This is a genomic window from Maritalea sp. (genome assembly GCF_051251695.1).
In the GTDB taxonomy this organism is placed as follows: Bacteria; Pseudomonadota; Alphaproteobacteria; order Rhizobiales; family Devosiaceae; genus Maritalea.
Genome location: NZ_JBPOEU010000046.1, coordinates 1 through 11,970 on the forward strand (window position 1 = coordinate 1; position 11,970 = coordinate 11,970).

The 11,970-nt window shown below is 51.5% G+C and carries 10 protein-coding genes and 1 pseudogene; all 11 read left to right on the forward strand.

Annotated elements, in window-relative coordinates; all coding sequences use genetic code 11:
- Positions 1–954 (forward strand): YncE family protein (locus tag ACSHWX_RS17060; protein WP_435669432.1); only part of this gene is annotated, 954 nt, incomplete at its 5' end.
- A pseudogene (locus ACSHWX_RS17065) lies at positions 951–1,853 on the forward strand (4-hydroxythreonine-4-phosphate dehydrogenase PdxA); the annotation flags it as partial. The gene ACSHWX_RS17060 and the pseudogene ACSHWX_RS17065, both read left to right, overlap by 4 nt.
- A 147-nt stretch (positions 1,854–2,000) precedes the next feature.
- Positions 2,001–3,176 carry an L-rhamnonate dehydratase gene (locus ACSHWX_RS17070; RefSeq protein WP_342856819.1) on the forward strand — a complete coding sequence of 392 codons (1,176 nt, stop codon included), beginning with the start codon at positions 2,001–2,003 and terminating at the stop codon, positions 3,174–3,176.
- A gap of 6 nt (positions 3,177–3,182) precedes the next feature.
- Positions 3,183–4,097 (forward strand): dihydrodipicolinate synthase family protein, encoded by a 915-nt coding sequence (locus tag ACSHWX_RS17075; RefSeq protein WP_342856820.1) that lies wholly within the window; start codon positions 3,183–3,185, stop codon positions 4,095–4,097.
- A 1-nt stretch (position 4,098) separates the two neighbouring features.
- Positions 4,099–5,607: an aldehyde dehydrogenase (NADP(+)) gene (locus ACSHWX_RS17080; protein ID WP_435669433.1), complete on the forward strand. Its 1,509-nt coding sequence runs from the start codon at positions 4,099–4,101 to the stop codon at positions 5,605–5,607.
- Between the two features lie 80 nt (positions 5,608–5,687).
- The gene (locus tag ACSHWX_RS17085) at positions 5,688–6,731 is read left to right on the forward strand and encodes a LacI family DNA-binding transcriptional regulator (protein WP_435669434.1); all 1,044 of its coding nucleotides are present in this window, start codon (positions 5,688–5,690) and stop codon (positions 6,729–6,731) included.
- A 131-nt stretch (positions 6,732–6,862) separates the two neighbouring features.
- Positions 6,863–7,951 (forward strand): ABC transporter ATP-binding protein, encoded by a 1,089-nt coding sequence (locus tag ACSHWX_RS17090; protein WP_342856823.1) that lies wholly within the window; start codon positions 6,863–6,865, stop codon positions 7,949–7,951.
- A gap of 45 nt (positions 7,952–7,996) precedes the next feature.
- Positions 7,997–9,325: an extracellular solute-binding protein gene (locus ACSHWX_RS17095; RefSeq protein WP_435669435.1), complete on the forward strand. Its 1,329-nt coding sequence runs from the start codon at positions 7,997–7,999 to the stop codon at positions 9,323–9,325.
- A gap of 93 nt (positions 9,326–9,418) precedes the next feature.
- Positions 9,419–10,345: a carbohydrate ABC transporter permease gene (locus ACSHWX_RS17100; protein WP_342856825.1), complete on the forward strand. Its 927-nt coding sequence runs from the start codon at positions 9,419–9,421 to the stop codon at positions 10,343–10,345.
- On the forward strand, positions 10,345–11,217 hold the full coding sequence (locus ACSHWX_RS17105) for a carbohydrate ABC transporter permease (RefSeq protein ID WP_342856826.1): 873 nt from the start codon (positions 10,345–10,347) through the stop codon (positions 11,215–11,217). The genes ACSHWX_RS17100 and ACSHWX_RS17105 overlap by 1 nt, the downstream gene beginning before the upstream one ends.
- Positions 11,217–11,948, forward strand: a complete 732-nt coding sequence (locus ACSHWX_RS17110; RefSeq protein WP_435669436.1) for a cytochrome b561 domain-containing protein — start codon at positions 11,217–11,219, stop codon at positions 11,946–11,948. The genes ACSHWX_RS17105 and ACSHWX_RS17110 overlap by 1 nt, the downstream gene beginning before the upstream one ends.
- Positions 11,949–11,970 lie beyond the last annotated feature (22 nt).

Genomic DNA, 11,970 nt, shown 5'->3' on the forward strand with positions numbered 1-11,970 from the left:
TCCATGATGCTAATTGAGAAATGCAGTCACTGCGTGAGCTGGTATGATATTGAAACGGGAGCCCTGCAGGGGCGATTGGGCCTACCTGATTACCCTCATGAGTTCGTGGTCGATAAGGATTTCAAATACGCTTATGTCGGCCATTACGGCGTGCAAAACTCCGGTATTGATGGCACCGATGGGCGCTCGGTGATCGTTGTCGACATTGAGAAACAAGCTATCGCGCACACCTATGATTTGGGCGAACACGCGCGTCCGCATGGGATTGAACTGGACGATAAGGGTCGTTTGTATGTTCTCTCAGAATGGACCGCGCATTTGCTGGTAAAAGACAACCCGCGCGCTTTTGATCAAGGTTGGGATTATATCACGCCAACAGGCGGATCTAAATCGCATCTGTTTGCGTTGAGCAGTGATGGCGATACAGCTTATTCCATGAACTTGACCTCTGACGATGTGACAATGTTCAAGCCGCGTGATGCGTCTTTCGAGCCTGTGTCCATCAAAACGGGCGAGAAACCCGAGGGGCGTTGCTTGCGTGAAGACGCCGGGCTTTTGTACACGTCGCAACGTATTTCCAATACGGCGGCAGTGATTGATACGAACACGCTTGAGATCAAACGCAGCTTTCCTACGCCGGATGACCCATGTCGCATTTATTATGATGGCAAACGCAATCGTCTCGTGACGATGAACCACTTTGGAGGTTCTTTCTCGGTTTTTGATGAGGCCACGGGCGAAATGCTCCATGAGCAAAAAACGCCAGCCAACCCGTTGGCTCTATGCATCGATGATGAGGCGGCTTTTGCCTATATCGCCATCGACTGCAAACAAGTGCAACGGTTTAACTTAGACACATTTGAAGTCGTCCAGACCTTCGAAACAGGCATTGAGCCAGACGTCATGGTGATTTTGCCAGACGGGTATTCAAAACATTGGGAGGGGTTGTCATGAGCAAGCCACGTATTGCAATTGTGCCAGGAGACCCATCAGGGATTGGCCCAGAGTTGATCGCGAGATTGCTCAATGAAAATGGCACGCTTGAGGCTGCTGACATTGTTTTGGTTGGAGACAGTCATCTGTGGCAGCAGGGCGCTGAGCAAGCGGATTTGCCTGTTGAACTGAATGCGATCGAGGAAGCTGACATCGCAGATCAATCTGGTTTGTCTCATCTTGAGATGGAGACCATTGATAAGGATGATGTGAAAATCTCTGAGGTGACAGTCGCGGGCGGCACCACCTCATTGCGCTGCCTCGATAAGGCTTTAGATTTGGCGCAAGCTGGCCTCGTGGATGGTGTGCTCTTCGCGCCATTCAACAAAGCCGCTATGACATCTGCAGGTTTGAACGCTGAAGATGAACATAAATATATGGCACGCTACTTGGGCTTTGAAGGGTATCACTCAGAGATCAACGTGCTCGATAAGTTGATGACGACCCGCGTGACCAGCCATATTGGCATTAAAGACGTTGCTGAAAACATCAGCCAAGAGGGCGTGACGCGCGCCGTCAATCTTGCCAATGACACTTTGCGCCGCGCGGGCAATGAACGTCCATCTATTGCGGTGGCAGCTCTTAATCCACACGCAGGTGACAACGGCAAATTTGGCCGCGAAGAGATCGACATCTTAGAGCCTGCGATCAAAAAGTTCCAAGACAAGCAAATGAATGTCACGGGCCCTTGGCCGTCGGACACCGTGTTCCTCAAAGCCATGCGCGGCGAGGTTGATGCGGTTGTGACCATGTATCACGACCAAGGTCAAATTGCGATTAAACTGATGGGCTTTGAACGCGGTGTCACTGTTGCCGGTGGGCTGCCTATTCCTGTGGCGACCCCTGCACATGGAACGGCCTTTGATATCGCAGGACAAAATAAAGCCAACGTCGGCGCAACGCAACAAGCGTTTGCATTGCTGGTACGCATGGCCAAGACACATCGCGCCTCGCGCGACGCATAAATAACAAGCCTCGCTTTGCGTTGGCATTAAAGGAATAGAATTATGACGAAAATCAAATCGATCCGCACCCGTGTCTGGAACTGGAAAGGGCCGACTGTGCCTCCATCCGGCAATTTTTGTACCAATGCCTCTGATGCGCTTTGGGACAAAGGCGATGCAATGGCGTCTTTCCGTTTTCACCAATGGTTGACTGTCGAAGTTGAGACAGATGATGGCACAATCGGCATCGGCAATGCAGCCCTTGCTCCGACTGTTGTGAAAAAGGCCATCGATGATTGGTATGCGCCGATGGTGATCGGTGAAGATCCATTTGATTACGCTTACATTTGGGACAAAATGTACCGCCGCTCCCATGCTTGGGGCCGCAAAGGCATTGGCATGACGGCTATCTCAGCGATCGATCTGGCGATCTGGGACTTGATGGGTAAACTGACAAATAAGCCTGTATTCAAACTGCTCGGTGGACGTACAAAAGAGAAAATTCCAGCGTATTATTCTAAACTCTACTCTGGCTCAATTGAGTCTATGCAGGCGGAAGCTGAAGAGGCGATGAAGCACGGGTATCAAGGCTTTAAAACCCGCTTTGGCTTTGGTCCTAAAGACGGCATGAAGGGGATGCGCGAGAACCTCAAACGCGTTGAAGCGTTGCGCGAAGTCTTGGGCTACGATGTGGATTTGATGCTCGAATGTTACATGGGTTGGAACCTCGATTACGCCAAACGTATGTTGCCGAAATTGGCCAAATATGAGCCACGTTGGCTCGAAGAGCCGGTGATCGCGGATGATGTAAATGGCTACGCCGAACTCAACGCTATGGGGATCGTACCGATTTCTGGCGGCGAGCACGAGTTCTCCATTATGGGTTGTCAGCAGCTGTTGGAGAAGAAAGCCGTCAGCGTTCTGCAGTACGATACAAATCGCGTTGGTGGCATCACAGCGGCGCAAAAAATCAACGCAATTGCAGAAGCTTACCAAATCCCAGTCATCCCGCACGCTGGCCAGATGCACAACTATCACCTGACTATGGCGAACGTGAACTGCCCGATCGCGGAATACTTCCCTGTGCATGATGTCGAAGTGGGCAACGAGTTATTCTACTACATCTTTGAAGGCGATCCTGATGCCGTTGATGGCTACATTGATCTCGATGATAACAAACCAGGTCTTGGGATCACGATCTCAGACAAACACCTGCATAACTTTGATATCGTGGAGTAAATCGACATGAACTCTGCATACACAGGTATCTGGCCAGTCGCGCCAACGCCGTTCAATCCAGATGGCACGCTTGATCTTGAGGGCATGAAGCGCGTGCTCGATTGCCTCATCGATCAAGGGGCTGATGGTATTTGTATCTTGGCCAACTTCTCCGAGCAGTTCTTGATCTCGGATGCCGAGCGCGAAGTGTTGACGAAGCTCTCCATCGATCACATTGCTGGCCGCGTGCCTGTGATTGTCACCATCAGTCACTTTGCAACTCAGATCGTGGTTGAGCGTGCACGTTTCGCCAAGAGCCTTGGCGCTGATATCGTCATGATGATGCCGCCATATCACGGTGCTTTGCTCAAAGGGAATGCGCAGCAAACCTTCGAGCAATTCGCCGCCGTGAGCGAAGTCGGTATCCCGATCATGGTGCAAGATGCGCCGCTCTCTGGCGTTGATCTTCCAGTGCCGCTCTTGGTCAAAATGGCCACTGAGCTTGAGATGGTCAAACTGTTCAAAATCGAATGCCCTCGGGCCGCCAACAAATTGCGCGACCTTATTGCGTTGGGCGGGGATGCGATTGAAGCGCCATTCGACGGCGAAGAGGCCATTACGTTGCTTGCTGATCTCGATGCAGGCGCAACTGGGACGATGACATCAGGGATGATCGTAGACCAAATCAAGCCGGTTCTGACCCACTTTCACGCGGGACGCATGGATGAAGCTACTGCAGCTTACGGCCGTGTGGCTATGGCGATTAATCATGAGAACCGCCAATGTGGTTGGCAGTCTTGTAAGGCAGCTATGGTTGAAGGCGGCGTCATCAAATCCGATTTCTGCCGTCACCCAATCGCACCGCTACACGCCGATATCCGTACGCGCTTGATCAGCTTGCTCAAGCCGCTTGATCCACTTGTTTTGAACTGGGGTAAATAAAATGCTGACTGGAAAAAATCTCATCGATGGGGCATGGCAAGGATCGGACCAACTGCGCGCAAGTGCGGATCTGGATGGTATGGAATTTGCACAAGCCTCAGCGGCACAAGTCGATGCAGCTTGTTTGGCTGCGCGCCGCGACTTTCGCGCCGTTGCGGCTGTCTCACGTCAGGATCGCGCTGCGTTCTTGCGCTGTGTCGCCGAGCAAATGGATGTCTTGGGCGACGAAATCACCATGACAGGTTGCGCCGAAACCGGTTTGCCGGACATGCGTCTCAATGGCGAAAGAGGCCGCACGACAGGTCAGCTTCGTATGTTTGCGGATGTGATTGAGCAAGACGATTATCTCGACATTCGCGTTGACGAAGCTCTGCCTGATCGTGCGCCGTTGCCGCGCTCTGATCTGCGCTTGACCCATCGTCCTGTTGGCCCTGTTGTGGTCTTCGGAGCGTCCAACTTCCCACTCGCGTTTTCCACTGCAGGCGGCGATACCGCGAGTGCTTTGGCAGCCGGTTGCCCTGTGATCGTTAAAGGTCACGAAGCGCATGCCGGCACAGCGGAGTTGGTTGGGCAAGCTGTGGCAAAAGCCATGGAAATTTGCGGCATGCCCGCGGCAACCTTCCAAATGTTGCAAGGCCCTGGCCGTGTTATCGGCACTGCTTTGGTACAACACCCAGATATTCGTGCGGTCGGCTTTACTGGCTCACTCGGTGGCGGGCGCGCACTCTACGACCTTTGCCATTCGCGTCCTCATCCCATCCCGTTTTACGGCGAGCTTGGTTCGGTAAATCCAGTTTTTATGCTGCCAAATGCATTGGCGAACCGTGCTGATGCTCTTGGCGCTGCATGGATTGGCTCGCTCGTCATGGGCGCGGGGCAATTTTGCACAAACCCGGGCGTTGTTGTGGCGGTTAAAGGCACCGATTTTGACACCTTCACGGCCAGTGCAGTGAAAGCTTTGGCCAATGCTCCTGAGCAAAAAATGCTGACGGACGGCATTCACTCGGCGTTTGAAACGGGCGTGAAAGGCTTTGCAGGTTTGATGCAGGAGTTGGGCAGTTGCGCGCGGTCAGACGTTGCTCGTCATGCATCGCCTGCCGTCTTCAAAATTGACGCAGCAACTTGGATGAAAACACCAGAACTGCAGCATGAAGTCTTCGGGGCTGCGGGTGTTTTGATCGAATGTGATGATGCTGCGCAAATGCAAGAGTTGGCTGAAGAGCTTGAAGGACAGCTGACAGCGACGCTGCACCTCGATGATGGCGACGCTGATTTAGCACGTACTTTGATGCCGATCTTGGAGGAAAAAGCAGGACGTATTTTGTGCAATGGCTTCCCAACAGGCGTCGAAGTGTGCTCAGCAATGATGCATGGCGGGCCTTACCCCGCGAGCACAGATGTGCGCGTGACGTCCGTTGGAACCTTAGCAATTGCACGTTGGTTGCGCCCCGTGTCCTACCAAGACGTGCCAAACGCACTTTTGCATCCGGAGTTGCAAATTTTGCCGTAAGAGCTGCAAAAAGGGTAACTAGCTTTGCTGGGGAGTGAGCGCTACTATCTTTCAAACACATCAATTTGAAAGTTCCGACTTTGCCCAATCGCCTCAGCTCATCCGACAAACCTAAAACACCAGTTACCATGCGCGACGTTGCCAAAGCCGCTGGCGTGTCGCGCATGACGGTTTCACGGGCTCTCAAAAAAAACAGTCCTATTTCGGCTGAAACCCGTGAGCATATTTTAAAGATTGTAAGAGAACTTAATTACGTTCCTGATCAAATGGCAGGTAGCCTGAGCACTAAGAAATCCGGCTTCGTCGCCACGCTTCTACCCTCTTTGAATAACCTTCACTTTGCGCAGACCATTCAAGGGCTGACCGAAGAGTTGGAAAAAATTGATCTGCAGATTTTACTGGGTCACACAGGCTATTCTTCCGAACGTGAAGAACATTTGGTCGAAGCGTTGTTGCGCCGTAGACCTGAGGCAATGGTCCTGTCCTATGATGGGCATACTGAACGTACCTATGAATTGTTGAGCAGCGTGGACATCCCAATCATTGAAATTTGGGAACGTCCTGAGCGGGCGATTGGTCATACTGTCGGGTTTTCAAACGAGCATGCTGCCTTTCGTATGACGCAAGCACTCATTGCCAAAGGCTATAAAAACATCATATTCTTGGGCGAAGAAGATGAAGCTTGGACGCGTGGAGCTGCACGCCGAAAAGGCTTCGTCGCCGCCATGAAAGCCGCGGGGCTAGACGGTGATCGTGTGATGAAATTTGGAAAGCCTCCTTTGTCGATTGAACTTGGTGCACAAGCTGGAGAACAGATCATGGCCGCTTGGCCTGATGCTGATTGTATTTTTTGTGTGTCGGATCTGGCCGCCTTTGGCGTTCAGAGTTATTTGCTCGCTAAAGGAGTGAGAGTGCCCGAAGATGTGGCGATCGCTGGCTTCGGGAATTTCGAAGTTTCGCGCTTTGCATTCCCGTCCATCACAACGGTTATGGTGGAGCCCTTGATCATCGGACGCGAGACGGGCGCACTGATTGCACGGCTATTGCAAGCGGATGATTCAGAGAAAACTACGAATCATATTGAGGTTCCTGCAAACCCCATTTTTAGACAAAGCTGCGCATGATATTAACTATCTGATTTCTATAATTAATATTTCGTAAATTCTTCTTTGTGACCGGTAACATTTGTGCTATTGTGACCGGTAACAAGATCAGCGCCTGCGACGGGGTTGCTTACGGTAGGTAGGGGAGAACTATGCCAAAGATTGTCTTAGAAGGACTGGTGAAGCGTTACGGAGCCTTTGAGGTACTCCACGGCATTGATCTTGAGATGGATGAAAACGAGTTCACTGTGTTCGTTGGCCCCTCTGGCTGCGGCAAGTCTACGACACTGCGTATGATTGCGGGCTTGGAGAGCGTTACCGAAGGTGAGATTTACATCGACGGAAAGCCCGTAAGTCATTTGGAGCCGAAAGCACGGGACTTGGCGATGGTGTTCCAAGATTACGCACTTTACCCTCATATGAATGTTGCAAAGAACATGTCTTTTGCTCTGCGCTTGCAACGCATGCCAAAGGCAGAAATTGATGAAAAGATTTCTGCGGTGGCGGAGACGCTAGGTCTCACCCCGTTCTTGCATCGCAAGCCCGGAGAGCTTTCTGGCGGGCAGCGTCAACGCGTTGCGATGGGGCGTGCATTGACGCGCGACAGCAGCACGTTCCTATTTGATGAGCCGCTGTCAAATCTCGATGCGAAATTACGTGGTCAAATGCGCGCGGAGCTGGCGTTGATGAGTCAACGTGTTCGCAAAAACATGATTTACGTGACCCATGATCAAATCGAAGCGATGACACTTGCAGACCGGATCGTCGTCATGAACGGCGGTTACATTCAACAGCAAGGCACGCCCAAAGAGTTATTCAAAAACCCTGCAAATAAATTTGTCGCGGGCTTCTTAGGAATGCCGCCAATGAACTTCCTTGAAGGGGAAATCATTGAAAAATCGGGTGAAATTTTTGTTGAAGGGCAGGGGTTCAGTGTGAAGTTACCGCGGACAAAAGCGGATGTCGCTCGGGCGCATTCCGCGCGCACAGTGACACTTGGCGTTCGCCCATCGGACTTGGTCTACAATCCGGATGCCGCAGGCGATCAATCATTGCTTCTGAGTATTGTCGTATCTGAATATATCGGGGCGCAAACAGTGCTGCTTTGTGAATGTGGTGGGCAAAAAGTCGAGGTTGAGTTGAAGTCGGATATTCCAATCGACCGTAATGGCCAGCTTCGTTTTGCGATCAACCCTGAAGGCGTGCATCTCTTTGATCAAGAGACCGAAGTCGCGCTTTAAGGCAAACTTATATCTTCAATATTTTCATTTTCTGGGAGGAAAAAAATGATGAATATCAAGACCACTCTTGTCAGTGCTATAGCAGCGCTTTCAATGACGGCAGCCGCTGCTGTGGCTGGGCCATATGACGAGTATGAAGGCACGACTTTGGTCGTGAACTTTCCTGCGCACCCACATTACAATGCGGTGATGAAAGTCCTGCCTGAGTTTACAAAAGAGACGGGCATCCGCGTCGAAGTGGACCAGCTTCAATACCTGAAAATGCGTGAAAAACAGACGCTTGAATTGACGAAAAACTCAGGCGATTACGATCTTTTGGCCTATGTTGTATTTTCAAAAGCGGATTACGTTTACGCGGATCAGCTTGAGAACCTTGCACGGTACTTTATGAACCCTAAGCTCTCTGATCCAAGCTATGATGCTGCGGATTTGGTCGAAGGCTATGTCGCCAATGTCGGCATAGCCGGTGGTGAAAAAGGATATCTTCCAGGCGTAACGGGATCCCTCTACGGTCTACCGTTTGGCTCTGAAACGTCTATCCTTGGATACCGTAAAGACATCTTCGACAAGCACGGCCTTGAAGTTCCGACAAACTATGAAGAACTGCTCGATGTTGCATGTAAAATCCCTGAGCTCGAGCCGGGTATGGGCGGTCTTGCATCTCGTGCGGCTTCTGGCCACCACGCTAGCCACGCGTTCTTGTTGCACCTCGCGCCTCTTGGCGGCCGCATCTTTGATGACAACTGGAACCCGATTGTGAACAACGCCGCAGGTGTTCAAGCAGCTGAAGCGCTCAAAACAATCGTCGATTGCGGGACCGAAGGCGCGGCAACATTTGGGTTTGCTGAAGCGGGTGCATCCTTCTTGCAAGGTACTTCTGCGATGTTCCTCGACTCTACTGTCTTTGCTGGTCAAGTGAACGATCCGAGCCGATCCAAAGTTGTTGGTAATGTTGGATGGGCACCTCATCCAGTTGGTGTGCGTGCGGGCTCACAAACGGGCGGTTTCGGTATCGGCATTCCTAAAAATGCTGAGAACAAAGAAGCAGCGTTCCTCTTGATGCAGTGGCTGACATCTAAGAAAGCCGACAAGCTCATCGCTTTGGCTGGCGGCAACCCATCACGTTACTCAACGCATGAAGATGCTGATGTGAACGCGAAGTTCCCACACATGGCGATCTTTGGTGAAGCGCTGAAAAATGCAGATCCAGACTGGCGTCCAATCATCCCAGTTTGGGGTAAGATCAACGCTGACTTGGGCACAACAATGTCAAAAGTTCTGACAGAAGGTGCTGACATTCAGACCTCTCTCGACGGTGTTGCAGAGCGCGCCAAAAAGATTATGGAAGATGCTGGCTACTACACTTGGCAGTAAATCCCCTGATGCCTCGCAGAAATGCGGGGCATCCCCTGAGATCAAAATACAATCCCAATTTTCCTTCAATTCTCAACTGGTAAGGCAACGCTGATGAGCATCGCAATCAAAGCTAACCGGCTCACTCCGTATATTTTTATGGCACCTGCCGCGATCATTCTCGCTGTCGCTCTATTATATCCGATTGGCTACATGATCTATGCCAGTTTTTTGGATTGGAGCCCCAGCCAACGTATCGGAGAGGCTGATTTTATTGGCCTGCGCAACTATGTAAATCTGATGCATGATGCGGCGTTCCGCGAGAGTTTCTGGGTGACCGTTAAATTCGCTGCAGTGGTTGTGACGCTTGAGATGATCATCGGCGTGGGGCTTGCGCTCTTGCTTGATCGTAACATCAAAGGCATGTCCCTGCTGCGCACAGTCTTCATCCTGCCTATGATGATTGCTCCGATCGTTGTCGGTTTAATGTGGCGCTACATGTACCATCCGACTGTCGGCATTTTCAATCGCACGCTTAAAAGCTGGGGTTTTGATGAAGGCATTCCTTGGCTCTCTGACAGCACGTGGTCCTTTGTGGCTGTGGTCATGGCCGACGTCTGGCAGTGGACGCCGTTTATCTTCATTTTGTCACTCGCCGCGATGCAATCTTTGCCGCGCTCTGCTTTGGAAGCCGCAGAAATTGACGGTGCCACGGAGATGCAAAAAATCATCTACATCAAACTGCCTTTGATGCTGCCGGTACTGATCGTGACACTCATGCTGCGTTTGATTGACGCCTTCAAAGTACTCGAAGTGATCATGGTGCTCACAAATGGCGGCCCCGGCTTGTCGACTGAAATTGTAGCTCTGCGGATTTTCCGTACGGCGCAAGAATTCCAAGAACTTGGGGAAGCTGCAGCCATGTCAAACACGTTGCTTATGGTTCTGATGACACTGACGATCGCAATGTTCGCATACAATAAATCGCAAGAAAATCGTACTGCTCGCCTTGAAGCGGCTGCTGCGAAGGGAGCTGAATAATGTCTGTTCAAAAAGAAACCCAGAACCCACTTTTCTATATGCTCATCGTCATGTTGGTGGTCATGTCCCTTGGGCCGATCATCTTGATGCTGGCGACCTCATTTAAGACCAATGTGGATGTGTATGATAGCTCCGTTTCAGCGTTCTTCTTTGCGCCGACAATTGCCAACTATGAGACCGTGCTTTGTGATGTGCTTTGGTACGATCCATCCCATGTCGATTACTGTGATCCGACGTTCGGGCGCGCTTTGGGCAACTCCATTTATGTTGCGCTCGTCTCGACTGGGCTCACATTGTTGATGGGCTGCATGGCGGCTTACGCTTTGGTGCGCTTTAAGTTTATGGGCCGCGGCACAGTTTCCATGACCACGCTTTTGATGCGTATGGTTCCTCCTGCTGTTTTGCTTGTACCAGTTTTCGGCATCTGGACATTTCAGTATGGTTTGGACGGGACTTTCACTGGCATCATCTTGGTTTACACCGCGATGAACTTGCCCTTCGTGATCTGGATCCTGCAATCCTTCATCGTGCAAGTTCCAATGCAACTGGAGGAAGCCGCGCGCATGGATGGCGCAAATCCCATTCAGATTTTCTTCCTGGTGGTCTTGCCGATTATCAAACCTGGCCTCGCGGCCGCGGCGATCTTTACGTTCCGCATCGCTTGGAATGAGTTTTTGCTTGGTAACGCACTGCTGGACCGCAACACGCGTACAGTCCCTGTGACCATCGTGAACTCGATCACGGAATATGACATCAACTGGGGGGTCATCATGGCCACCGGTATGCTGCTCGCGATCCCGCCGATCATCTTCACATTCATTGCCTCTAAACAAATTATCACCGGCATGACTGCGGGTGCGGTTAAAGGCTGATGCTTGATTGGCTCCTCTCCCCTATTGATGCCGCGCGTCCCCATGAGATTGGCTTTGCTCTCTCGTGGCACGCGCGGCTCATGGTTCTCTCTTGGGGCACGCTGACGCCTGTGGCCATTTTGATTGCTCGGTTTTACAAAATCATGCCCAATCAAGACTGGCCGCGCGAGTTGGACAACACATTCTGGTGGCGCGTTCATTTTTGGGGACAAATCGCGTCCTTCGCCATTGCTTGCGCCGCCCTGCTTCTTATCTTGGTCTCGGCGCAAAATATTGGGGCTGCAGGACGTCACCAGTTCTTAGGCTATACGGTCATGAGCCTTGGCGCACTCCAGCTTTTGTCAGGCTTTCTGCGGGGATCAAAAGGTGGGCCGACAGCGCCACATCCCGATGGCACGCTTCGCGGTGATCACTTCGATATGACGCCGCGCCGCTTGGCTTTTGAGCTCATCCATAAGATCGTTGGCTATACAGCTCTGGGCTTGATTATTGTCACGATTGTGACCGGTCTTTGGGCGGCAAATGCGCCTATCTGGATGTGGGCCGCCATGACAGGTTGGTGGGGATTGCTTGCGCTTGTTGCTGTGCGTTTGCAAAGACAGCGCCGAGCCTATGACACTTACCAAGCTATTTGGGGCGATGACGCCGAGCTTCCAGGAAACACTATGCCAAAACAAGGGTTTGGTGTGATGCGACCTTCAGAAGTATCGAGATTTAAAGATAAGACTTAAAGAGCGGGCCGCGTGTCTGGTA